Source organism: Sphingobacterium sp. SGG-5, assembly GCF_011043525.1.
Classification (GTDB): Bacteria; Bacteroidota; Bacteroidia; order Sphingobacteriales; family Sphingobacteriaceae; genus Sphingobacterium.
This window is the reverse complement of the sequence record NZ_JAAKGO010000003.1, coordinates 96189-121113: the sequence shown is the minus strand read 5'-3', so window position 1 is coordinate 121113 and position 24925 is coordinate 96189. Positions and strand designations below refer to the sequence as shown.

Here is a 24925-nt window from a genome sequence, read left to right as displayed (position 1 = left end):
GTGAAATATTGTTATTCCGCAATAGTCAAATCAATATGTTTCACCTTTTCTACTTCTCCCTCTTTGTAGACGAATGACACTTTATATGTACCCGCTTCAGCGAAAGTGTAGGTGTAGTTTTTTGGCATATCTGCTTCAACTTCTTTTACAGTAGCCTTTGGAGTATCCGGACCATGGTTAACTTTTTCCAAGTTTATTGCCGGTGAAATGGCCCAAAGTTCTGTTTCGACCTGTCTGAGCGCAACCGGTAACTTCATCTCCATTAGAGCACCTGATGTGCTAACCAAGCTCGTTTTCAGTTCGTCATTATCAAAAGCGTCTCCGTACACAAAGGAAAAGCCAAGATAGTCAGTATATAACGGGTTAGTTTCGGACAATAAAGTACTGGTTAAATTAAAACTATAAGCAAACCAGCGCCGAGCATACCCTACCCCTCCTTCGCCAGTATTTTTCTTATTCTGATACCTAAAAGCAAGATATAGCGGTTTATTCTCTTCAAAAGCATCTATGAGCTCAATGTTGCCCGAAAGATAATCTGTTTGATTCCACAGATTATCATGAGGCGCCAACGCAAACCAAGTGGAAAAATCCTCTTTGCCTTTCCATGTTGCAGCGTCCACATCAGCAAATGTTCCTCCGCCATTGTAATCGGTCGATACAAAGACCGAAACCTGATCCGGCTGACGTGGGTTTGCCCCGTGCTCTATATTCGTTCTAAAAGAAGCTACAATAGAGTTACTTTTCGAAATCCGGTCGGTTGCATGAAATTCATACGTATGCAAAAATTCACCGGAATAAAAGGAAATCTCATCCACATCCTGTCCTGAAAACTTGAATGTGACTTCATCACCTGCTTTATATGCTCCACTGACCAGTTCTACATCAAAATCAGGCACAATTTCTTCTTCGTCCTCAGGAGGTAGTTCCGAATCAGGCAGTCCATCGCTTTTTCCGCACGCCCCCAACAAAAAAATACCAGCAATCAATAATAAAATGTTCTTTTTCATGTTCTTTAGATTTTTTAGGTTTTACTCTTTTATTGTTAATTTGATTTCTTTTATATTTTCTTTTGTACCATAGACATTTGTGTTGGCCCCCACAAACGTCACGGTATAGGTCCCCGGTTCGGTATAGGTATGCTTAAACTCGCCCGGCATAGGATCTCTGAAACCTTTTACCGGAACAGAGCGGTCCGGACCATGATCGATTTCTTCCAGATAGATAGGTGGAGAGATTGCCCAAATTTCGGCCTCGCTAACAGGTCGTAGCTCAACGGGCAAACGTAGCATCATATAAGTTGTAATTTGACTATTTTTGAGAGCATCGGTCGTAAAGTTATCATCATACACTAATGAATATACTGCTGTCGTGTTGAAGAGTGTACTTGCTCCCAAAATGGTATTTGCACTTGCATTCATATTGTAGACATACCAATTACGAGGAATACCTGTGCCAAGCGTATGTTTATATCTAAACCCTATATATAGAGGCTTATCTGCTTCAAATGCATCAATAAGATCGATCTCTCCCGAAAAATAATTATTAGCTTGTCCCCAGGGATTATTTTCAGGCGCTATTCCAAACCAAGGGGAAAAATCGTCTTTACCTTTCCAGGTGGCCGCACTAACATCCGCATATGTGCCTCCTCCGTTATAATTGTTTGAAACAAATACAGCAAGTTGATTTGGTTGATCGTTATATGTAACGTTCGTCCTGAATGAAACTTTCACAGATTGTGTCATCGATAACCGACTTACATGACTATACTTATATTCATGGAACATTTCACCCGAATAAAAGGCCATTTGATCCACCTCACCTGTAAGCTTGAATTTCACCTCCTCTCCTACATTATATTCCATGGATTCAACATTGACATCAAACTCAGGCATATTAACTTCTTCTTTCCGGCAACCCGAAAAAAGAAGTATGCTAACTATATATAAAAGACCTATCTTTTTCATATTATTTCACTTTTATACTACCAACCTATATTTTGTTCTAACTCTAAGTTGACCCCCATTTCATAAGAAGGTATCGGCCACAGCACGTCTCTTGCCGATGCATTTTCAAAATATGTTATCGCATGTGACATACTTGGCGGTAGACCAGCCTGCTGTGCATGATCTAAGGCATCCCCCATCTTATCCATAAAAATCCCCCAGCGTACCAGATCTCCCTTTCTCAAATTTTCAAACGACAGTTCCCGGGAACGTTCGTTTTGGAGTTCTTTAAGAAAACCGTCCGGACTTAACCCCTGCAGGTCAACTCCTGGCGCGGCCAAGTCGACAGGCAATCCATATCCCCTTCTTCGCACACGGTTGATTGCATCATACCTGTCATCCATAGGTGCATCATTGATATAGTTATCAGCTTCAGCAAACATCAGAAGCACATCTGCATACCGCAGCAGCGGGAAGTTGATAGGTGTATATTGATTGTCTTTAGGCATAAGGACTTCATATTGTCTCCTGTACTTTCCTGCGTTACGCTGGTAAATTTGTTCAATAGGCCGTGGAGTTTCCACAGCTGGTACCCCTGCTACAGAAAAAGGAGCAATAGTCCAGTCTCTTCTCAGATCAGGTGACACCAACGAACTGGGATCCGCATACTTGTCCCATAATGTCCCCGAAGCATTGACCATACCCAACGAATAGCCGTAGTTCGGATCTACGGTAAGTACCCCACCTACGGTCAATCCGACATATCGTATGCCATTATACGCACCAATCTGTCCACCTTCTCTATAGACGTCTCTATGATTGCCGTAGAACTCCACCTCCCAGATACTTTCCCCTATATCGTATTTATCCGCAGCATAGTTGATGAAGATCTGTTTAAAATCAGGATTCAGCTGGTGATTTGCTTCCTGGTCATCCATCACCATTTTTGCCCATTTACGCGCTTCTTTATAGCGCGTTTCATCTTTTACAGGGTAGCCCGCCATAAAGAGATTGACCCGTGCCAATATGCCCCGGACAGCCGATTTGCTGACTCGTCCGCCATGGCCGATCTCGCGGATAGGTAGAACCAGCGTTTCCGCCAGTTCCATATCTGCAATAATATTTTCATAAACTTCTCTGGCTGGCGTACGCGGGATATGAACATCCTGTGTAGTCTCGGTCAGATAGGGCACTCCGCCGAAGTTGCTGACCAACAGAAAATAAAAATATGATCGCAGAAAAAGGGCTTCACCTTTCACATGATTCTTTGTCTCCACAGGGATAGCTTCTGACCGTTCAAGATTAGCCAATAACAGGTTAGCGCGGTGTATGCCGGAATACAGGGTTTTCCAAAAATCTCCCACCTTCGTATCTGTAGCCGCAACGTCATATATCTGAACCCCTGTCAATGTATTGACTACATTATAGAAGCCATCATCACCATCCAATCCCATACGTGGCATCTCTCTACCATAAGTCGTGTAATGTCCTAATATGGAATAAACAGCATTTAATGCATTATTTAGCTGTTTTTCATTTTCATAGTATTGCGTCGGAGTAAGAAAATCCTCAGGCTTTATATCTAAAAACTTATTGCACGCCCCTAAGATAAAAGCTCCGCAAACAAGTGCAATAACCATACTTAATCTTTTCATTTTCATAAGTTTATAAATTTGCTTTGATACCAAAAACCAAGGTTCTACCTCTTGGGTATGCCGACCAGTCAAAACCAGGAGTAAGTACAGTATTCCGGACAGAAACCTCCGGATCCATACCCGAATAGTTTGTCCATGTAAATAGGTTCTGTGCAGTCGCATTGACACTAAGATTTTTCACTTTAAAACGGTTTGTAAATGCTTTCGGGAGCGTATAGCTCAAGGATATCGTTTTGAGCCTCAAGTAAGACGCATCCTCTACATTTTGGGAGGAGTATCTACCCAATGGACCTTGTCCTCCTGCTCTGAAGTATATATTGCTGGGGTTTTCATACGTCCAGCGATTTACATAAGTAGCATACTGATTTCTCGAATTAACAGGTCGCCCCCCTTCAAAATAAATCCGGTTGGCGTTGTAGACCTCGTTTCCGTAAGACCATTGGAAAAACACACTTAGTTCAAAGTTTTTGTAATTGAACGTATTATTAAATCCTCCCATATGAACAGGTAATGGATTTCCTATTACTGCTTCATCATATTCATTGATCGTTCCGTCACCGTTGAGATCTCTGTATTTAATATCTCCCGGTTGCACGTCGTCTCGCGAATCACCTCCATTATCCGGTAAATGAGTTTTCAAGACATAAGACCTGGATTCATGAGGGATCGAAGGATCACTATTGCCCTGCCAGGTAAAATCCTCCACCTGATATACGCCGTCAAACATGTACCCCATGAACATGGCAGCTGGCTGTCCCACCTGGGCCGCATATAGGTATGAATTATTATGAATAGCATCCCAACTTATCTGTGAAAACATCTGACTTTCATCAGCCGTCAAAGCCGTAATCTTGTTGCGGTTAAAACTGATATTGAAATCACTTCTCCAACTAAAATTAGCGTTTTTGATGCTTGTGACCCCAAGAGTAAGCTCCAATCCGTCGTTCTGAAGCGAACCTATATTCTTATAGGCCCGGGTAAATCCTGTATGTGCAGGGGTATTCGCATATAGTAGTAAGTCATCTGTATTCTTGCGGTATACGTCAGCAATAATTTCTACTTTTTTGTCGAAGAGCGAAAGATCTATTCCTATATCAGCCTGACGTGTGGTTTCCCATTTCAACTGCTCGTTACCCGGACTACCTGGGTAATACCCCAGTGATGGGTTAGCGTTATGAAACGAGTAAGCTTCAGCAATGTTCGATGCAACAATAGTTTGCATATAGGCGAAATCAGTCACCCTATTATTACCAGTAAGTCCATAACTCGCCCGAACCTTGGCATCTGAAATCCACCAGATATCTTTTAGGAAATTCTCATTGCTTGCCCGCCACGAAAAAGCCGCTGAGGGAAAATATCCCCATCGATTATCCGACGGGAACTTCGAAGACCCATCTGCTCTGAACGTCGCTGTAAACAAATATTTGGATTTATAATCATAGTTGACTCGCCCAAAATATGAGTTCAACCTATTCTTACTCAATGTCATCGACGTCGTAGCCGGTAACCCATCATCCATGCCACTGAGGCCAAGGGATTCTTCTTCTATATAATTGGTCGAAAAACCATACCGTTTAGTGGACATTTGGTAGAAATCAACTCCCGCCATAACATTCAAATTATGTACTTGATTGAACTTCTTTCTATATGTCAAAAAGGTAGAAGATTTCCAGGTGTTCAGGTTCGTATAGGACAGCGTTCCTTGTGTACCCCGGTTATTCGGGTTTCGAGGTGTTCCTCTATTTGTCATCGAATTATAAAAACCGGTAGTCTCATATTCAAATGACATGTACGCAGCATTAGTCCGTAGAGTCAGGTTGTTGTTAAATCGGTAATCCAGATACCCATTTCCCGAGAGGTTGATTTTCCTTTGCTTGTTATCCTCATTTTCCAAGTTCATAATAGGGTTAATCAAAAAAGTACTCCCCTCGCTATCGGGATCTAACTCACCGTTCAGCAGCGCCTCGTCGATACCGGATTCATCCTCTCTCCCCGATACCGGACGGTATCCCCACACAGAGTATAGCAAATAACTGTATCCATGTGTTTCCTCTCCAGATATTACTCTGCCAAACGACGGGTTGTTTGAATAATTGACGATAACACCTGTTTTTAGTTTTTTATTGATCGTCTGATCTATCGCTACCCGTCCGGTGACGCGCCCGGTACCGCTATTGAGAATCACACCTTGCTGATTAAAAATAGAACCGGATAGCGAATACCGGGTTTGCGCTGTACCACCCCGTACCGACAATTGATGTATACTGGTATTGCCGTTGCGAAAAGCCATGTCTTGCCAGTTGATCCCAGGTATATTGCGATAGTCTTCCAGCGTTTTCCCATCGGGTTTATAAAAGGGACTGCTTTCAGGTAAATCTTTCGGCGTATACATATTATACGTTGCTTCACTATTATTGTTAAGCTCTCGCTGATACTTTACGAACTCGTATGGGTTCATAAGTTCTATCTGACGGATTGTTTGCTGAAATCCGTATGATCCACTATAGGATACATCTGGCTGTGCTACAGTTCCCTTTTTTGTTTGGATCACAATTACCCCGTTAGCACCTCTTGCGCCATAGATTGCAGTTGCAGAAGCATCTTTTAAAATATCGATAGATTCAATATCATTCATATTCAAACTGGAGGCATCAAAGTTTTCCATTGGAAAATCGTCCACCACATACAAGGGAGCTGGGCTTTGTGTTAATGATCCGGCTCCTCGTATGATGATACTGATTCCCTCGGATCCGGGTTGTCCGTCTGCTGACGACACCTGTACCCCGGCTACCCTTCCGGCCAATGCTTGATCAAACGACATGACCGGAGCTTTTTCAATTTCTGACATATTCACCGACCCTACTGAACCCGTTAAATCTTTACGATTAACTTCCCCATACCCAATGACTACCACATCCTCAATGTCCATGCGCAATAGCTTCATGGTCACATTCAAGACCTTCGTATTTCTGTTCACGGTGTATTCCGCGCTGGTATGTCCTATTATTTTAAACTCTAACACATCCCCGACTTCGGGAACATTAATATGGTAATACCCATCCGGATTGGATACGGCTGTTATATTCTTATTTTTCACGCGTATGCTTACCGCTTCCAATGCATTTCCTAAGCTATCAGTGACTCGACCGGTGATTGGAATAGATTCCTGCACCTTTTTTCTGTCCATTGCTTCCGGAGATTTTCTTTTAATCAGCACCGTATTTTTGTCGATCTCAAAAGATATAGGCTGATCTTTTAGAATACTTTCCAGTGCTTCTTTCAACGGTTTGTCTACGAAGTTGACAGAGACGGGCGTTGAGCCCTTCAGGTCCGCAGATACGTATAGGAAATCATAATTGGTCTGTTTCTGAATTTCCCGGAAAACCGATCTCAGTTGAACGTTCTGTACCTTTAAGTTAACCCGCTGACCAAATACAATACTTGCCTGGGCACTCAACGCCGAAAGCAGCATAATGCTAATAAGGAGCTTCATAAGTAAGAGAAACTTTAGAGGTATGCGATTGGGATAACCGCATACGTTTACGATCATATTTTTGTACATTTGTTTAATTTAGGTTGTATTAGAATTCGTGATACCTACAAAATCGCCTGATGCAGTCCTAAGTCATCCAACCGGAAGTGTTCGCACCACTTCTGGTTTTTTTGTTTTAGGCTGGCAGTTATTATTTATCTATAACGTCATAACCGTAACCCTCCTCCCTTCTTTTTTGAACTCCAAAACATGTAATTTCTTAAAATAATGCAGCAGTTCCTCTATACTTTTTGTCCGGGCAAAGGTGCCTCCGATTTTCTTTCCGACAGATCTTCCCTTCTGAATATAGACGTCAACGTCGTACCAGCGGGCAACTTCCCGGAGAATCGATTCAATCTCCTGATCTTCAAAAATAAAATACCCCGTCGTCCAGGCAACACTTGCTTCTGCATCGACAGTTTTCTTTGTAATCTGAGACACACCATATATGCTCGTCGATTGCTCACCGGGCTGTAGATGAATTTTCGTTTGTTCTTTACTGACGTAAACCTCGCCTTCCAACAGTGTGGTAACAGTCGCAGTCTCTTCCAGATAGGCTTCTACATTGAAACGGGTACCGGTAACCTGAATATCGGTATCCCGGGCTTTCACAATAAAAGGACGCTCTTTATTTGAAACGACTTCAAAGTAAGCTTCCCCCTGTAACTCGACTGACCGCGTGTCTCCGGTAAATCGTGTGGGGTATATGAGTGTTGAACCGGAATTTAAAGAGACTTTGGTACCATCTTGTAAAATGACTTTATAAAAACCACCAAAAGGTATAGCAATTCGGTTCATATGGATCGTTTGTGCCGACGAATTATTATCGGCTTCATAAGTCAATTGCCCATGGGCATCGTGGCTTATTTTAACGCCATCCTGTTGGTCAAGAATACCCTCACCTCTCTCGTTCAATCGAATGGTGGAACCGTCCGCCAAGGTAAGTATGGCCGATTGACTTCCCGGTGTAACCGCCTCTTCGACAGCTTTATTGACAAGCAGATGTTCACCTTTTTCTTTCTCATTGCGCAACAACAGGGCTCCCACAACAGCGAAAGCAAGGAGGCATGCTGCTACGGATAGACGCGTCCATATCTTTCGGACAGCGGATCTTTTCGTGTGGATGGCCTGAATGAGCTGTTGTCTGACACGATCTCCGGAATGTAACCGTTCCTCGGTAAGCTCTCCTTCTTGACCCAAACTTGCTTCCTGATCTAACCAGGATTCGACCAGCTTGGCTTCGGAAGGGGTACACTGCCCATTCAGGTACTTTTGTAATATATATTTTGCGTCGTTCCTTCTCACGGATGAATGTTCAAAATTGGTACTACTTTATATAGAAGAGTAGAAAAGGAGAAGGAGGTATTAGATAAATTTTTAAAAAAACTTCAAATCACTATATATCAGCGCATTAAAATACCATAAATAGTAAAAAAGGAAGTAAATACTTCATATTTTCCTTGATGCGCTTAATGGAATTATTAATTTGTTTTTTTACTGTATGCTCGGAAAGATCAAGTTGATGGGCGATCTCTTTATTGGATAATCCGATCTCCCGGCTCAAGACGAAGACTTCTTTCATCTTGGAAGGCAGGTTATCTATTTGTTGGTGGATATAAGCAGAGAGTTCTTTTGCTTCATACTCTTGTGCCGGTGACGAATGGGTAGCAGTAACAAAATCAATGAAGGAGTCTATGGATTGATCGCGTCGCTTGTCCAGCATTAACTTCCGCAAAGCCATGTTTCTTGCCGACTTCCACATATAGGATTTTAAATCGTGAATATGAAGCAACTTATCTCTGGATTGCCATATCGTGATAAAGAGTTCTTGCAGAACGTCTTCGGCCTCGTCTTTGTCTTTCAACAGATTAGAAACATAAATGAATAGGTATTCCCAATGCGTATCGTATAACCGCAGGAAGGCTGTTTCATCCCCTTGGCTAACTCGCACCAACAAATCGTATTCCTTATCTATCTTATTGCCCATAACAAAGATAATATATCTCCATCCTGTCTTAAGCCTTTTTGTTTACGTACCCGAGTTGTTTCTGAAACTCACTTTAAAAGTCTTAGGTTACAAAAACAGAAATCTATAGGGATAAACGAAAGTTTATAATACGGCTTTAAGATCTCGGAGGCTAAAGATAGAATATCCTATACGAAAAAACAAATTTCAATCGAAAAACTGAATCCCTCTGCGCTAAAAAAAAGGCCTCAAAACTTTCGTTTCAAGGCCTCTCCTAAAATGAAAATCAAAAAATTACTTCGCGTATGAAACGGAACGGGTTTCCCGGATAACTGTTACCTTAACCTGACCTGGGTAGGTCATTTCGGTCTGTATACGGGTCGAGATATCTGCAGCCAGTATCTCCGCCTGTGCATCGGATACCCGCTCACTTTCAACAACCACACGCAACTCACGTCCCGCTTGAATCGCGAAGGTTTTTTCTACGCCCGGATAAGATAAAGCTAATTCTTCTAATTCCTTCAGACGTTTAATATAACTTTCGACAACCTCCCGACGTGCCCCTGGACGCGCACCTGATATGGCATCACAGGCCTGAACGACCGGCGATATCATCGATGTCATCTCGATTTCATCATGGTGAGCTCCAATAGCATTGCAGACATCTGGATGCTCTTTATATTTTTCCGCCAACTGCATACCTAAAATCGCGTGTGGCAATTCGGGATTATCATCCGGTACTTTACCGATATCGTGCAGTAAGCCGGCTCTTTTCGCATGTTTTACATTCAATCCGAGTTCGGCAGCCATTGTTGCTGAAAAGTTGGCGACCTCACGGGAGTGCTGTAACAGATTTTGTCCGTAAGACGAACGATAACGCATACGCCCCACCATACGGATCAACTCCGGGTGCAGACCGTGGATACCCAGATCAATAACGGTGCGTTCACCGATCTCGACAATCTCGTCCTCGATTTGCGTACGTGTCTTAGCTACCACCTCCTCAATACGGGCAGGGTGGATACGGCCATCTGTCACCAATCGGTGTAAAGACAGACGGGCGATCTCACGGCGGACAGGGTCAAAACCGGATAAGATAATAGCTTCGGGTGTATCATCGACAATGATTTCAACACCGGTAGCAGCTTCCAGTGCCCGGATATTACGACCCTCACGACCAATAATACGTCCTTTTATCTCATCATTCTCAATATTGAAGATAGAAACAGTATTTTCAATCGCAGACTCGGTAGCCGTACGCTGTATCGTCTGTATAACAACTTTCTTAGCTTCCTTCGATGCCGTCAACTTTGCCTCATCCACAATATCTTTAATCTGCATCACAGCCTGCGACCGCGCTTCTTCCTTCAACGAGGTAATTAGCTGTTCCTTCGCTTCATTGGCTGACAGTCCTGCAATGGTCTCCAATTGCTTAATGTGTTGATTTTTCAGTTGATCTACTTCCTCCTGCTTTTTCTGGTTGAACTCGATCATTTGATCCAAACGTTTGTTTTTTGCGTCTAACTCCTGTTTTTCACGGTTGATATTCTCCAGTTTCTGATTCAACGACTGCTCCTTTTGACGGATACTATTTTCTTTCTGGACAATCGTATTATTCCGCTGGCTGACTTCTTTTTCATGTTCAGCCTTTAGCTGTAGAAATTTTTCCTTGGCTTCAAGCTGCCGTTGCTTTTTAACATGCTCTGCTTGATTTTCTGCTTCTTTAATTATCCCTTTAGCTTTTTCACTTGCCTCTTTCTCTTGTTTCTTGAGCAGCATCTGCAGCAAAAAACGTCCAATCACAACGCCTATCAGTAGGGATATTATAATTGAAATGGTTATCGATATACTCATATTTATTATTACTATATAGTTATTATTTACATTTATTTCAAAAAAAAACCGCAACTAAATTTCAGGTACCATGTATTATAAACTTCGATTTCACAGGATTGAGCTCGTGATCATGACCCAGATGGCTTACGCAAAATGGCCTTCATCTTGTTGATGCTCGTGATATTGAAGCGTTAAGTTTAAAATAGTGACAACCCGAATTTAATTGCGGTAAATTCGTTGTTATATAGCTCAATAAAGAACGATTATTTATGAAAGAAATTGGTAAGAATTCCATCCAGTTCATGAAGAGATTGCTCTAAACCAACATCCTTGTTTTGAACATTCTTCTCTGCTTTAATCATACCTGTCGCATACTGTAACACACACATGGACAGGAGATCCTGCTTATCACGAACTGCATAATTTTCCTGCAATTCCTTCATTTTTTCATTTATCAATTTCGCTGCATGTCGTATTACCTCCTCTTCCTGCGCCTCTATCCGTAAGGGGTAAACCCGGTCAGCGATATTTATTTTTATGGAAATTTCTCCCATTTTTCTGAGCTTAATAACGTTATAAACTTATTTTAACAAGTTTATACATCTATCTATTTCTCGCACAAAATCGTTAATTTTTTGTTTTGTGTCAAGTATTTTTTCATTTATGACTTCCTTATCTACTGTTGCCTCCTCAAAAGATTTGGCTACGGTAAGTGCTTTTAGCTTCTCCTCCAACTGCCCCACTTTATCGTTACTTGTCTGAAAAGCGACCTGAATGGCCTGCAACTCCAACCGCAACAAATCATTTTCTTCTTGTAACGTTTCGCACAACTGAATCAAATTTTTCGTTTTCCCAACGATAACATCCACTTGTGCTGATAATGATGCCATACTATTCTCGCAATTAAGTTTTGTCAGTTGAGCCCTTAGCGCACTACAGCACCTGTCTCTCTCTCAAAGTTAACAATTAATTTTTGAATAATACTATCGATTTGTTTATCATTTAGTGTTTTCTCCTCGTCCTGTAACGTAAAGTTCAGCGTATAAGACTTTTTACCTTCGGGAAGCTTATCGCCTTTGTACACGTCGAAAATATGAACCTCTTTGAGCAGTTTGCGCTCGCTCTTACGCGCGATATGGTTCAACTGCTCAAAAGTAACCGCCTCATCGACCAACAAAGATAAATCCCGACGAACAGCCGGATATTTTGAGACTTCCTTATATTTAATGGTATTTTTACGTATAGCTTTTACTACAAGGTCCCAGTCAAAATCAGCATAATAGACCTGTCCGGCTACATCTGCCTGCTGCATAGCAGCCGCAGAAACGGCTCCCAGAGACACCAATACTTTCTGGCCCTTCACATAGTCTAAACCGTAATCCAAATGTTTGCTCCCTGTTTCAACAATTTGTAAATTATCGAGCTTCAGACGCTTTATGATCGTGTCTACAGCAGCTTTCAGCTGATAAAAATTAACATCTTGCGCCTCTTGACTCCAGGGTTGCTCAGCAAACTGTTTTCCAACAACACCTAACGCCAAACGTTGGTTCTCCTTGTACCCCTCGCCCGCAATATGGTATGTTTTCCCGTATTCGAACACTTTTAAATCTCCAGACTTGCGCTTTTGATTGTATTCGATAGCTGTCAACACGGAATACAACAGATTTTGACGCATAGTATCCAAATCCGAACTCAGCGGGTTCAATAACCGTACAGCCGTAGCTTCGTCATCAGCATAAGCCAGCTTGGTCAAAGAATTCGACAAAATCTCCCGATAGCCATTCGCAATCAACAGGTCCGCCACCTGATTCAATACCGCTTCTCTATCCGGTTTTTCCTGCGTATTGAGCGATGCCAGAATCTGTGATTTCAACGCGATATTATTATACCCATAAATACGCAACACCTCTTCGGTAACATCCACTTCCCGGGTCACATCTACTTTATAGGCCGGTACCTCAACCTGAATAGTATCTCCTTCTTCGGCCGTAATAACAATGCCCAAAGCCAATATGATCGCCTTAATTTCTTCGATTGGAATTTCTTGGCCGATCAGCCGTTGCACATTTTTATAATTCACCTCAAAGACAAACGGAGATACCGGGCTTGGATAAATATCCGTAATCGCCGAGGAAACAGTTCCCCCTGCCACCTCTTGTATCAGCAGAGCTGCCCGCTGGAGTGCAAATACCGTTATATTTGGATCTGTACCCCTTTCGAAACGAAACGACGAATCGGTTTTCAACGTGTGACGTTTGGATGTCTTCCGCACAGCGACTGAATTGAAGTAGGCCGATTCCAGAAAAATATCCGTAGTGCTATCCGTCACACCCGAATGCTCGCCACCGAATACGCCGGCAATACACATCGGTTTTTCCGCATCAGCGATGACCAGATCTTCAGCAGACAGTTTCCGTGCCACCCCATCAAGCGTCACAAAGTCTTCGCCCTCTTGGGCCGTTCGAACCATAACCGTATTTCCGGCAATCTTCGCTGCATCAAAAGCATGTAAAGGTTGTCCCAGATCGTGTAAGACATAATTGGTCACATCCACGATATTATTGATCGATCGGATACCGATAGCCTGCAACTTTTCTTTTAGCCAATCCGGCGATTCACCAACCTTTATACCGGAGATATTCAAACCTGAATAGCGTGGGCAAGCCGTAGTGTTTTCCACAATCACTTTCGTTGATTCTGCTGATTCAGTTGTTGTGAAAGCATCAATATTCGGCAACGTGTAAGCACTGCGGAAATACGCCGCCAGATCACGAGCGACACCTAAATGTGAAGCTGCATCCGCACGATTGGGTGTCAGACCGATCTCAAAACGATAATCATCATTCATTTGATACAGGTCTTTTATCAGCGTACCGACTTGAGCGTCCGCCGACAGCTCAACAATACCAGCATGAGAAGTCCCCAACCCAATTTCATCTTCACCACACAACATACCTTCCGATACCTCACCACGAATTTTTGACTTATTAATCTTGAAAGGCTCCCCCGATACCGGATAACAGGTTGTGCCCACTGTTGCCACAATAACTTTCAATCCGACGCGGCAATTCGGTGCACCACACACGACATGAAGCGGTTCTTCACCTCCGACGTCCACCGTCGTCACACGTAGCTTATCGGCATTGGGATGTTGCTCTGCCGTAAGCACCTCGCCTACCACCAATCCCTCAAGTCCTCCCGGAATACGCTGGATCTTCTCTACCGCTTCCACTTCCAGACCGATATCGGTCAATATCAGCGACAGCTCTTCCGGCGTTTTGTCTATATTCAGGTAATCCTTAAGCCAATTATAAGAAATATTCATTTTTATTGTTTTTGAGCAAACAAACTTAGACAAATTCATTTTTATATGCAATATGATTACGTTACATATAAAATGAATTTGTCGATCTCTCCTCTGCCTTTGAAGGTTTATTTTTATAGAGGAAATATAGGGTTTTGTATAGAAAATATTCCGTAACTTTGTCTTTTAATTTGAAGAACGTTCAATACACATATCCATAATGATCCATTTCTTTGAGAACCCATCGAACACGGTATACGGTGTTCAAAGTGTACACTCTTTATCACAAGAAGACATTAACAAACTCAACTGGCTTTTCGGAAACGCTAAAAAATTAGATCAAGAGACCCTTGAACATTGGTATGTGGGTCCCCGGACAGCCATGGTTACACCTTGGAGCACCAATGCGGTAGAGATCACCCAAAACATGGGGATCCAAGGCATTGTCCGCATGGAGGAATTTCAACCGGTACCTGCTGATTTCAATGATTTCGATCCGATGATCTCTCAGAAATACAACGCCTTGACGCAGGAGATGTATACCATCGATATCGAACCCGAACCGATTTTGGAAATCGACGATATCGATGCCTACAATAAATCGGAGGGATTGGCATTAAACCCCGAAGAAGTGGCTTACCTGGATAATTTATCCAGCAAATTGGGTCGTAAGCTAACCGACTCCGAAGTATTTGCTTTTTCGCAAGCCAATTCAGAGCACTGCCGTCACAAGATATTCAACGGAACATTCATTATTGATGGTGAAGAACAGCCTTCTTCTTTGTTTAAGTTAATCAAGAAAACGTCGGCGACAAATCCCAATGATATTGTTTCCGCTTATAAAGATAATGTGGCTTTTATCAAAGGCCCCAAAGTCACCCAGTTTGCCCCAAAATCGGCAGATAAACCGGACTTTTACGAAGAAAAGGAATTTGAATCGGTCTTATCGGTGAAAGCCGAAACACACAACTTCCCCACGACCGTCGAACCGTTTTCCGGTGCCGCGACAGGATCCGGCGGGGAGATACGCGACCGCTTGGCTGGTGGACAAGGCGCGATTCCTTTAGCGGGTACAGCCATCTATATGACGGCTTATTCAAGATTGGAGCAAACCCCTTTACGTGTAGAACAGGGAACAATTACAGAGCTTCCGAATGAAAAAGTAAATCCGAGAAACTGGGAGACAGCAATGGACGAGCGTCAATGGCTTTACCAGACACCCATGGATATCCTGATCAAAGCATCCAATGGTGCTTCTGACTTTGGCAATAAATTTGGCCAGCCCTTGATCACAGGGTCGGTGCTGACTTTCGAACACGAAGAGAATGGCCGTAAACTGGGCTACGACAAGGTTATTATGCAAGCTGGCGGTGTCGGTTATGGCAAGTTAGACCAAGCCAAAAAACATACGCCACAAACCGGTGATAAAATCGTCATTCTGGGCGGTGAAAACTACCGCATAGGTATGGGTGGCGCAGCAGTTTCTTCTGCAGATACCGGAGCTTTTGGTTCAGGTATTGAATTGAACGCTATCCAACGGTCGAACCCAGAGATGCAAAAGCGTGCTGCCAACGCCGTCCGTGGCTTGGTCGAGTCGGATCACAACCCGATTGTATCCATTCACGACCATGGCGCAGGCGGGCATTTAAACTGTCTTTCTGAATTGGTGGAAGATACCGGGGGCCTGATTGATCTGGATGCACTGCCTGTAGGCGACCCTACACTTTCCGCAAAAGAAATCATTGGCAACGAATCACAGGAACGTATGGGGCTGGTCATCGCCGAGAAAGACATCGAGACCTTAAAACGGGTAGCCGAGCGCGAGCGTGCGCCGATGTATACCGTTGGCGATGTCACCGGAGATCACCGCTTTACTTTCCAGTCCCAAACTACGGGCGAAAAGCCAATGGACTATGCATTGGAAGACTTTTTTGGTTCTTCACCAAAAACATACATGCGTGACCAAACCGTCGAAAGGAACTACGCTGATTTGAAATATACCACCGATAATATCCCAGCTTACCTCAATCAAGTACTACAGTTAGAAGCCGTTGCGGCCAAAGATTGGTTGACCAACAAGGTGGACCGTTGTGTCGGAGGCCGTGTCGCCAAACAACAATGTGTAGGCCCTTTGCAACTACCACTAAATAATGTGGGTGTCATGGCATTGGATTATAAAGGTAAAGAAGGTATTGCAACAACCGTAGGTCATACGCCGGTTGCAGGGATTATCGATCCGGCAGCGGCAAGCCGCACGGCTATCGCCGAGTCGCTGTCAAACATTGTTTTTGCACCGATCAAAAATGGTTTGTCAGGTATTTCCCTATCCGCCAACTGGATGTGGGCCTGTAACAATGAGGGGGAAGATGCACGTCTATATAAGGCGGTCCAGGCTTGTTCGGATTTTGCGATCGAATTGGGTATTAATATTCCGACAGGCAAGGACTCCTTGTCCATGAAGCAAAAATATCCGAATGGACAGGATGTCATCGCTCCAGGAACGGTTATCATCTCCGCCGCGGGAAATTGTACGGATATTACGAAGGTGGTTGAACCGGTATTGAAAAAAGAAGCGGGTTCTATTTACTACATCAATTTATCCAAAGACAGTTTCAAATTAGGCGGATCCTCTTTTGCCCAGATTTTAAATAAAATAGGGAAAGAAGCACCAACCATTCAAGACGCGGTCTATTTCAAAACAGCTTTTAATACCGTCCAACAATTGATCTTAGCGGATCAGGTAGCGGCAGGACACGATATAGGATCTGGCGGATTGATTACCACCTTGTTGGAAATGACCTTCGCAGATGTCAATCTGGCTGCCGAGTATGATCTGTCCGACCTTGGCGAGGCAGATACCGCCAAAGTACTCTTTAATGAGAACATAGCCCTTGTGCTGCAAGCGAAAGACGATGCTGCATTCGAAGCTTCTTTTGCACAAGCTGGTGTAGCAGCGGTGAAGATTGGCCAAGCTATAGAAGGAACCACCGTACAGTTTAAGAATAATGCCGATGTGTTTACCTTCGATATTGCTGAAACACGGGATACCTGGTACAAAACATCGTTCCTGCTCGATCAAAAACAATCTAAAAACGGGATGGCACAAGAGCGGTACAACAACTACAAAAACCAACCGCTTCGTTATACCTTCCCGACACATTTTACCGGGAAAAAGCCAGTTATCGACGGGGCAAAACCTCGCCCAAAGGCGGCTATTATCCGGGAAAAAGGATCCAACTCCGAGCGGGAAATGGCGAATGCCATGTACTTGGCGGGATTTGATGTAAAAGATGTGCATATGACGGACCTGATATCGGGTCGGGAAACATTAGAAGATGTTCAGTTCATCGGCACCGTCGGTGGTTTTTCCAACTCCGATGTCTTGGGCTCTGCCAAAGGCTGGGCAGGTGCTTTCTTATACAATGAAAAAGCAAAGAAAGCACTTGACAATTTCTTCGCCCGCCCGGATACTCTTTCGGTAGGTATCTGTAACGGATGTCAGTTGTTCATGGAACTGGAACTGATTAATCCGGATCACGAAAAACACGGGAAAATGCTTCACAACACCTCACAAAAGCACGAGTGTAATTTTGTCTCCGTAAAAATACAGGAAAACAATTCGGTCATGTTAGAGACCTTAGCCGGCACAACTTTGGGGGTTTGGATTTCACATGGCGAAGGAAAGTTTGATTTGCCTTATACCGAAGACCACTATAATATTGTTGCTAAATATGGGTATAAAGAATACCCACACCATCCAAACGGTTCTGCCTTCAGTACAGCGATGCTATGTGACCGCACTGGTCGACACTTAGTGACCATGCCGCATATTGAACGTTCGGTTTTCCAATGGCATTGGGCGCACTATCCAGAGGGTCGCCAAGATGAAGTATCACCATGGCTGGAAGCCTTTGTCAACGCCCGAAAATGGATTGAGGAGAATGTATCCGTATCACAATAAAATAAAACAACGTATCAAGAACGGAGAACTCATTCGATACGAGTTTGTCGAAAGGTATAATAACATTAGTCCAGCATTGGTTCTGTATTTCAAAACAGAACCTTATGTCCGCCCAATTCGCGAACATCGGTTTGAGGAATATGAACCATTACTTAAGGCGTACTCTCGTTAATCCATATCCTCGGCCGTGGGCGTTAATTCACGTCCGGTAGATCTGTTGATGATTACGGATACGATCGCATCGCCAGTTACATTTACTGCGGTACGACACATGTCCAAAGGACGATCCACCGCAAAAATCAAAGCAATTCCCGCAGGATTGATACCTATGGATTCCAGCACAATCACCAACATCAAGATACCTGCACCCGGCACAGCCGCCGCTCCGATCGATGCCAACGTAGCCGTCATTAAAATGGAAAGCTGTTGCATCAGCGTCAGGTCATAACCAAAAACCTGTGCAATAAACACGGCGGCAACACCTTGGTAAAGGCTCGTACCGTCCATATTCACCGTAGCCCCAATAGGAAGCACAAAACTACTCACTTCCTTATGGACACCGATATGCTCCTCGACACGTTCCATCGTGACAGGAAGGGTGGCAGCACTGGAGCTTGTCGAAAATGCAACCAGCTGGGCTGGCGCAAACTTGCGGTAAAACTCCATAACATTTGCCTTTCCCAAAAATTTGAGTAAGGCACCATACACCCCAAAGACCAAGATAACCAATCCCAACAAGACCGTCAGTCCATACATACCTAAGGCTACAAAAATATCCGCAGAGGGCGACTCAGCAACCAAGCTGGCCATCAAGGCAAACACACCAAACGGCGCCGACAGCATAATGATATCTACCAATTTGAGTACAAGCTCGTTGGCCGAATCAAAAATTTTCTTGACAGGCGAACTCTTATCTTCCGGCAAAAGAACCAACCCGACACCACAAAGAATGGTAAAAAAGATGACTTGAAGCATATTGCCATTGGAGCTTGCCGACTCAAAGATATTCTCCGGTACAATATCCACCAAAGGTTGCAAGGGCCCTTGTTGTTTGACCGTTTCGACCTCCAGCATCTTTTCACCGACGGTCCCTCCAAAAGTACCCAACATGTCCGTCCGCGTTTCATCTGAAATAAAGTTACCGGGCTGAATGACATTGACTAAAATAAGTCCCACACCAATCGCCATTACCGTTGTAAAGATATAAATTCCCAAAGTCCGCATACCCATTTTCGACAACTGGCTTATATCTTTTAAGTCCGAAATACCCTTAATCAAGGAAGCTATGATCAATGGGATAGCAATCAGTTTCAACAAGTTAATAAAGATCGTTCCAAAGGGCTTGATCCAGTTGACGACAAACTCTTTTCCCCATGCAAACTGTATAAAAAATATACCAGCTATAATCCCGAATAAAATGCCTAATATAATTTTCCAATGCAGTGCTAACTTCTTCTTTTTCATTAGAATAACTGTTGTTTTTTTTAATTGTTGACGCCTATAATATGACTTAACGAATACGCAAATCAATAAGGTGCACAGAACGGTTTATCAATAATTACCGCAAGATATAGAAAATATCGGGAAACAGAAAAGAACAATAACAAATCCCGGGGGCAATCCGGTCTTGCGTTATGCAGGTCGCACAAGCTCTCCGTTTGGCTAAAATGCCGCCTTAGCCAGATGCGGGTTGTAGGAGGAAGCACTACCATTGTAGCATCTGGGTACAGCGGCGAGTTTTTTGCCTATCTTTTTTGCGGAAAAAAAGTAGGGCCATGTCGCGGCAGCGACGGAGAGGATGAGCGATGGAAAAAAAATGATGAAGACCCGATTGCCCTATCACAAATCCTGGGCAATAGCATATCCCGCAGCCCAGGCCCATTGGAAATTGTACCCCCCAAGCCAACCAGTAATATCCACAGCCTCGCCACCAAAATACAGTCCCCGGTACTTCTTGGCTTCCAAAGTCTTTGGATGAAGTTCGGCTGTTGACACACCACCACGCATCACTTCCGCTTTATCATAACCTTTATCCCCAGCAGGCTTGACCTGAAAGCGATGTATCGTTTCTGCGATAAGCGCTGCATCCGCTTTGCTCAACGAAGCAATCTTAGTCGTTATCGGTAGGAACTTAGCCCAGGCATCCACCATCTTTTTGGTAAAATGGTCGTTCAATAACTGCCCAACGGTACGTTTGCCACCTGCATGCCGTTCCTGTCGGATCAAATCATCCATCTTAAACTTGGGCAAAAGATCAATGGTAAATGTCTCGCTCGTCCGCCAATAAGACGAAATCTGCAATATCGCCGGACCACTTAACCCCCAATGCGTAAACAAAATGTTCTCCTCGAAAGCTATCTTCTCGTTGTACACCCGTGCAAAAACGGAATTTCCAGCCAATGAAGCATACCAACCCGCCTCCTTGCCCGTAATCGTCAATGGAACGAGTGCCGGAGCTGTGGGTATAACCTCCAATCCGAATTTACGTGCTGTCTTTAAAGCCAGGTCGGAAGCCCCGAGCTTAGCTACAGGCAGACCTCCAGAGGCGAAGACAACTTTGGCCGACTGCAAGGTTCGTTCCTTTCCTTCCCGTTCAAAGGTGACGGTATACCCAGCATCCACCGCATCGACCGACTGCACCCGAGCATTGAGCCAAATATCCTGACCAGTTTCATAGAGCAATCGCGTAAATGTTGCCACAATATCTTTGGCCTTATTGGTCAAGGGGAACAGTTGACCAAGGGTCTTCTCTTTCCCCTTTATTCCTCCAAAATTTTCAAAAAAAGCCAGGGTATCGTCTACTGTCCATTGCGCAAAGACGGTATTCAGGAATTTAGGATTTTCCGATACAAAATTTTCTGGAGAAGTATACAGATTCGTAAAATTACAACGTCCGCCACCAGATATCAGGATTTTCGCACCGGGTTTATCATTCCGTTCTAAGACAAGCGTCTTCTTACCCAACAGACCTGCCTGCACAGCGCACATCAATCCGCATGCGCCCCCTCCTATAATAATAGCGTCGTAACTGTTCAAATTAAAAAGTCAAAATTAAAAGTTAAAAAATCATCAATAATCAGTCATTTTCAAATTTTACAACGCGTTGCTCTTTCCACGACTGCTCTGCCAGCTCCAAAATACGGATCACATCCCGAGCTTGCTCCGGCTGCACGATCAGCGGCTCATTACCATCTAATGCGGCAACTATATTTTGATAAAAATCTTGCCCGGAACCTATTTCGCTGGGGACACGTACCGAGATATCTTGTCCATTTTCCATAATCGACAAGATGCCATAGTTATCCTCATATTCCACGCCCCAATCGGTACAGTCGTTCGGCCACACACCGCCACGCAGCAGGTTTTCCTGCGGGTCTACCCCATGTTTGACAAAGCAGCCATTCATTCCATAGATGGCAAAACGTGGTGTAGGCTCTTTGGCCAACATCTGCCCTTTCAGCGACACTTTCAGCCGTGGATAGGAAAGTATAATTTCAAAATCGTCCACAGTCTTTGCCCCATCGCGCTGTACACGTAGATCGGCAAATACCGAATCAGGAAGACCAAATAGCTGCAAGGCCTGATCGATCAGGTGTGCCCCCAGGTCATAATGTATACCCGACCCGGGTAAGTTCTCTTCCCGCCAGGCACCCGGTCTCAGGAAATTGCGGAAGCGATCAAACCGGGCTTCGTAGTTGACGACTTGCCCCAGCCTACCCGAATCGATAACCTTTCTTACTGTCTTGAAATCCGAATGAAAACGTGCGTTGTGATGTACCGACAGCAGGAGATTCTTTTCTTTTGCTAAGGCAATCAACTCATCCCCCTCGGCCGTGGTATTGGTAAATGGCTTCTCGACAACAACGTGCTTTCCCGCTTCCAAAGCAGCTTTGGCCAAGCTGTAGTGTACATCGTTTGAGGTTGCCACAACAACGATATCCACCTCAGGATCGTTGATAATATCATCAGCGGACAGCACGCCTATTGCATCAGGATAGCGCTCAGCTAACATCTGTTGTTGTTCCGGCTTTCGAGCCGTCACTTTATACAATTCCAGACGATCGTTTTCTGCGATGAATGGCGCATGAAACACATGCCCTCCTATGGAAAAACCGATAAGGCCTATTTTGTACTTTTTATCCAATTCTTTTAATAATTTACGACCTCAGAATTACAATTGACAATTAGCCTTTCAGTTCCTTATTGTAGAAATACTCCCAAAATTCATTCATCACCCGCTCTCTTAATGCCTTTATAGCCTGTTTTTGATTATAACGGATTACTTCGACCATTTCTGATTGCTTATCATCTTCATGATATTCATATTTGACCTCTTCATCAAATAATTCTTCCTCAATCCGATTTATAAGACGATACAGATCAAGAATGGTCATATCGACCTCTTTGTATGCATCATCATGATGCTTACTTATCCGCTCCTCTGTTCTGAAAAAATCTGATACTTTTTTCATAACTCTTAATTTCTATTATTCTAATGCGTTCCTTACTATTCATTATATTAAGCACACGATGAAACGCTAATAAAACTGAAGAGTAAATCTACAAATATTTCTTCTTTGGACTTTGCTTGGTGTGAAAGACTGAATACACTACGACTTCGTCATTATAGACACGATAGATAATCAAGTAAGGAAAATCCTTGACATAAGCCTCTCTGAAAGGCGTCTTTTTCTCAGGGAAATGCAAAGGATTTTGGACAATCCTCCTCAGGAAGCCTTCAACAAACACAATAAATCTCTCCCCCAACCCTATCTGTTGCTCTTCATACCAATCTACCGCATCTGCCATTTCTTTTTGAGCCTGCAATAGGATAACCAAGCGATAATTCATTTTTTCATCCTCTGTAACAAAGCTGTTTTACACTCTTCCCATGAAAGGGTCTGGGCTTCTCCCCTTTCATAAACTTGTTGTCGTTCGAGAAGTTCTGGCATAAACCAATCTGGTATAGCACTCTCTGATACGGCCTCTTTTTCTGCAAACAACAATGCTTTTACCTGCATCAAAATAGATTCATCATCTGTCTCCGCAAGCCGTTGGATAAGGTTTAGTTTTTCCTTTAAAAGTAATGCATCCATAACTGAATCATTTTATCAAAGATAAGGATTTTTTCATGAAATATAGTGAAGCAACAAACCAGAATGAGTATCCGTTCTCCTTTGATTTTTGATAGGTTTATTACTATAAGTTTTTGAGTACACTGCTTATCTCATATTTTTTTGTGAGATATTCCAAACTTTTAGATGTAAAGTTCCCCCCCATTCGGGTTTACTTTTCTTGTCTATGTAATCTCTGTTAGAAAAGATTTTGTTTTCTAAACTTTCAGTTATCCAAGCCGTTCCAGGTATCAACAGCAACACAGGCTCTTGGTTAGAAACTAAAATTACAAATGCGATTAACAGATTAGGCCTTATGATCTCGCCCCACTTTTCTTTGGTTTCTTACTGATTATTTCAATCCGAAAATCTTTAAAACAAATCAGAATGAGTACCAGTTCTCGCTAACGAAACCAATTTTATGTCATCATCCTGCTTTCCAGATCAAAAGCCAATCTGGCTGTATGTGACATTCCCAATATCCCTTGAAATTTCCTTTTAGAACATGTGGTTTATATTTAGCCGGAAGCTTTCCTTTCTCTCGCAACAATAACAAAATCTCTTCCAAAAGAGAAATATCTAATCCTCTTTTCTTCGCAAGCTTATAATCTTTTTTGAATTTACTTTCAAAGACTATTTCGTACATGGATTACGAATTCAGTTTTTCCATTAAATCTGCATGGGACTTTGTTCTTGTCAGTCCTTTTCCCGCTTCTATATTCGTTATCGCTTTTAACGTTTCTTTGTTGGGTTTCGCTGTCACTTTTCCATAAAGCCCCTTTTCTTTAGAAACCTCAAATTTTATTTTCAATGCTTTCATAAAGGCCTTGATAGCTTCTATCTGCGAAGCGTCTTTTGTATGGGCAATGATATTAATTGTTTCCATGTATCTCTTCCGTTACAATAAAACGCATATTTTTGCTTGAGTTCGATCGTTTTTACCTTCACTTGGTCTGTAAGAACCAACGGCATACAATCGTGAAGCAAATTCTTTATAATTCTAATTTCTTGTTTGGTAATATCCTTTCTACCTAACAATTCGATTTCTGAAATTACGGAGATAGCAAAAACATACTTACTTATCTCTTCGACCTGTGGTAAGTCTTCTAATATATACAGCAAGATATTCGTATCAGCTAAAAAATCAATCCCATTCATTACGAACTGATTTTTGATAAGCTAACCCATCTACCCCTCTTTTCAATTTACCTAAATGGGCGGTAAGACTTCTGGGTTTTCCAGTTTTTATTTTTTTTTGTATACCAAAAGCATCAGTTGCTCAATGACATTTGCATCTGTTTCATTAAGAATATGACGCACCAAATCCACTTTTGTCCTATTCAAATCTACTGTACTCATAGTTTACTCCTTTCTGCCATTAGTACAAACTTAGATAAAATTGCTTTGATATGCAATTTTAACTGCGTTGCATATCCAAAGCAACTTATCGTTCTCTCCTCTGCCTTTGAAAGCTTATTTTATAGAGGAAATATACAAAACCCTTCGCATATTAAGGAGATCTCACAATGTAAACAAATCACCTCATCTTCAAATCATCCCGAATAAGCCGTTTCCGTTCGCAATACACTCTACGCACATCGCAATACCCTAAAC

The 24925-nt window shown here is 43.0% G+C and carries 19 protein-coding genes; 1 reads left to right on the top strand and 18 read right to left on the bottom strand.

The genetic code is table 11. The features are described 5' to 3' along the window. Nucleotides 1-11: 11 nt before the first annotated feature. From G5B30_RS04995 to pheT, 10 genes are all read right to left on the bottom strand, one after another. Nucleotides 12-1007: a DUF5017 domain-containing protein gene (locus G5B30_RS04995; RefSeq protein ID WP_165318881.1), complete on the bottom strand. Its 996-nt coding sequence runs from the start codon at nt 1005-1007 to the stop codon at nt 12-14. A 21-nt stretch (nt 1008-1028) separates the two neighbouring features. Then, nucleotides 1029-1964, bottom strand: a complete 936-nt coding sequence (locus G5B30_RS04990) for a DUF5017 domain-containing protein (protein ID WP_165318880.1) — start codon at nt 1962-1964, stop codon at nt 1029-1031. Between the two features lie 17 nt (nt 1965-1981). Further along, the gene (locus G5B30_RS04985; protein ID WP_165318879.1) at nt 1982-3598 is read right to left on the bottom strand and encodes a RagB/SusD family nutrient uptake outer membrane protein; all 1617 of its coding nucleotides are present in this window, start codon (nt 3596-3598) and stop codon (nt 1982-1984) included. 10 nt (nt 3599-3608) lie between these two features. Next, a complete protein-coding gene (locus tag G5B30_RS04980; protein WP_165318878.1) occupies nt 3609-7091 on the bottom strand; it encodes a TonB-dependent receptor in 3483 nt (1160 codons plus the stop codon). 198 nt (nt 7092-7289) lie between these two features. Next, nucleotides 7290-8435 (bottom strand): FecR family protein, encoded by a 1146-nt coding sequence (locus tag G5B30_RS17540; RefSeq protein ID WP_165318877.1) that lies wholly within the window; start codon nt 8433-8435, stop codon nt 7290-7292. Nucleotides 8436-8541: 106 nt separating this feature from the next. Then, nucleotides 8542-9117, bottom strand: a complete 576-nt coding sequence (locus tag G5B30_RS04970) for an RNA polymerase sigma factor (RefSeq protein WP_165318876.1) — start codon at nt 9115-9117, stop codon at nt 8542-8544. A gap of 273 nt (nt 9118-9390) precedes the next feature. After that, entirely contained in the window at nt 9391-10950 is a 1560-nt protein-coding gene (gene rny, locus G5B30_RS04965) for a ribonuclease Y (protein WP_165318875.1), read from the bottom strand. Nucleotides 10951-11195: 245 nt separating this feature from the next. Further along, on the bottom strand, nt 11196-11486 hold the full coding sequence (locus G5B30_RS04960) for a cell division protein ZapA (protein ID WP_165318874.1): 291 nt from the start codon (nt 11484-11486) through the stop codon (nt 11196-11198). Nucleotides 11487-11513: 27 nt separating this feature from the next. Continuing rightward, nucleotides 11514-11822, bottom strand: a complete 309-nt coding sequence (locus G5B30_RS04955) for a hypothetical protein (protein ID WP_165318873.1) — start codon at nt 11820-11822, stop codon at nt 11514-11516. 35 nt (nt 11823-11857) lie between these two features. Continuing rightward, on the bottom strand, nt 11858-14257 hold the full coding sequence (gene pheT / locus G5B30_RS04950; protein WP_165318872.1) for a phenylalanine--tRNA ligase subunit beta: 2400 nt from the start codon (nt 14255-14257) through the stop codon (nt 11858-11860). Nucleotides 14258-14456: 199 nt separating this feature from the next. Here pheT and purL point away from each other — a divergent pair, with 199 nt between their 5' ends. Beyond that, a complete protein-coding gene (gene purL, locus G5B30_RS04945) occupies nt 14457-18197 on the top strand; it encodes a phosphoribosylformylglycinamidine synthase (RefSeq protein WP_165318871.1) in 3741 nt (1246 codons plus the stop codon). Nucleotides 18198-18365: 168 nt separating this feature from the next. On the opposite strand, the gene G5B30_RS04940 is transcribed toward purL, so the two are convergent. From G5B30_RS04940 to G5B30_RS04905, 8 genes are all read right to left on the bottom strand, one after another. Further along, nucleotides 18366-19661, bottom strand: coding sequence for a dicarboxylate/amino acid:cation symporter (locus G5B30_RS04940; RefSeq protein ID WP_165318870.1), 1296 nt, complete (start codon nt 19659-19661; stop codon nt 18366-18368). Nucleotides 19662-20036: 375 nt separating this feature from the next. Continuing rightward, nucleotides 20037-21233, bottom strand: coding sequence for an NAD(P)/FAD-dependent oxidoreductase (locus G5B30_RS04935; protein ID WP_165318869.1), 1197 nt, complete (start codon nt 21231-21233; stop codon nt 20037-20039). A gap of 40 nt (nt 21234-21273) precedes the next feature. Then, the gene (locus G5B30_RS04930; protein WP_165318868.1) at nt 21274-22341 is read right to left on the bottom strand and encodes a Gfo/Idh/MocA family oxidoreductase; all 1068 of its coding nucleotides are present in this window, start codon (nt 22339-22341) and stop codon (nt 21274-21276) included. A 40-nt stretch (nt 22342-22381) separates the two neighbouring features. Then, complete coding sequence (locus G5B30_RS04925) at nt 22382-22669, bottom strand: hypothetical protein (protein ID WP_165318867.1); 288 nt, start codon at nt 22667-22669, stop codon at nt 22382-22384. Nucleotides 22670-22757: 88 nt separating this feature from the next. Continuing rightward, entirely contained in the window at nt 22758-23048 is a 291-nt protein-coding gene (locus tag G5B30_RS04920) for a type II toxin-antitoxin system RelE/ParE family toxin (RefSeq protein ID WP_165318866.1), read from the bottom strand. Continuing rightward, nucleotides 23045-23293: a hypothetical protein gene (locus G5B30_RS04915; protein ID WP_165318865.1), complete on the bottom strand. Its 249-nt coding sequence runs from the start codon at nt 23291-23293 to the stop codon at nt 23045-23047. Before G5B30_RS04915 ends, G5B30_RS04920 begins: the two co-directional genes overlap by 4 nt. Before the next feature lie 445 nt (nt 23294-23738). Continuing rightward, nucleotides 23739-23957, bottom strand: coding sequence for a type II toxin-antitoxin system YafQ family toxin (locus G5B30_RS04910; protein ID WP_317164321.1), 219 nt, complete (start codon nt 23955-23957; stop codon nt 23739-23741). Between the two features lie 3 nt (nt 23958-23960). After that, entirely contained in the window at nt 23961-24197 is a 237-nt protein-coding gene (locus G5B30_RS04905) for a DUF2683 family protein (protein ID WP_165318807.1), read from the bottom strand. Nucleotides 24198-24925 lie beyond the last annotated feature (728 nt).

Excerpts from the sequence above, each read along its gene's own strand:
- G5B30_RS04995 (WP_165318881.1), bottom strand. The coding sequence starts at position 1,007 with ATGAAAAAGAACATTTTATTATTGATTGCTGGTATTTTTTTGTTGGGG.
- G5B30_RS04990 (WP_165318880.1), bottom strand. The coding sequence starts at position 1,964 with ATGAAAAAGATAGGTCTTTTATATATAGTTAGCATACTTCTTTTTTCG.
- G5B30_RS04985 (WP_165318879.1), bottom strand. The coding sequence starts at position 3,598 with ATGAAAAGATTAAGTATGGTTATTGCACTTGTTTGCGGAGCTTTTATC.
- G5B30_RS04980 (WP_165318878.1), bottom strand. The coding sequence starts at position 7,091 with ATGAAGCTCCTTATTAGCATTATGCTGCTTTCGGCGTTGAGTGCCCAG.
- G5B30_RS04970 (WP_165318876.1), bottom strand. The coding sequence starts at position 9,117 with ATGGGCAATAAGATAGATAAGGAATACGATTTGTTGGTGCGAGTTAGC.
- rny (WP_165318875.1), bottom strand. The coding sequence starts at position 10,950 with ATGAGTATATCGATAACCATTTCAATTATAATATCCCTACTGATAGGC.
- G5B30_RS04960 (WP_165318874.1), bottom strand. The coding sequence starts at position 11,486 with ATGGGAGAAATTTCCATAAAAATAAATATCGCTGACCGGGTTTACCCC.
- G5B30_RS04955 (WP_165318873.1), bottom strand. The coding sequence starts at position 11,822 with ATGGCATCATTATCAGCACAAGTGGATGTTATCGTTGGGAAAACGAAA.
- pheT (WP_165318872.1), bottom strand. The coding sequence starts at position 14,257 with ATGAATATTTCTTATAATTGGCTTAAGGATTACCTGAATATAGACAAA.
- purL (WP_165318871.1), top strand. The coding sequence starts at position 14,457 with ATGATCCATTTCTTTGAGAACCCATCGAACACGGTATACGGTGTTCAA.
- G5B30_RS04940 (WP_165318870.1), bottom strand. The coding sequence starts at position 19,661 with ATGAAAAAGAAGAAGTTAGCACTGCATTGGAAAATTATATTAGGCATT.
- G5B30_RS04925 (WP_165318867.1), bottom strand. The coding sequence starts at position 22,669 with ATGAAAAAAGTATCAGATTTTTTCAGAACAGAGGAGCGGATAAGTAAG.
- G5B30_RS04920 (WP_165318866.1), bottom strand. The coding sequence starts at position 23,048 with ATGAATTATCGCTTGGTTATCCTATTGCAGGCTCAAAAAGAAATGGCA.
- G5B30_RS04915 (WP_165318865.1), bottom strand. The coding sequence starts at position 23,293 with ATGGATGCATTACTTTTAAAGGAAAAACTAAACCTTATCCAACGGCTT.
- G5B30_RS04910 (WP_317164321.1), bottom strand. The coding sequence starts at position 23,957 with ATGTACGAAATAGTCTTTGAAAGTAAATTCAAAAAAGATTATAAGCTT.
- G5B30_RS04905 (WP_165318807.1), bottom strand. The coding sequence starts at position 24,197 with ATGGAAACAATTAATATCATTGCCCATACAAAAGACGCTTCGCAGATA.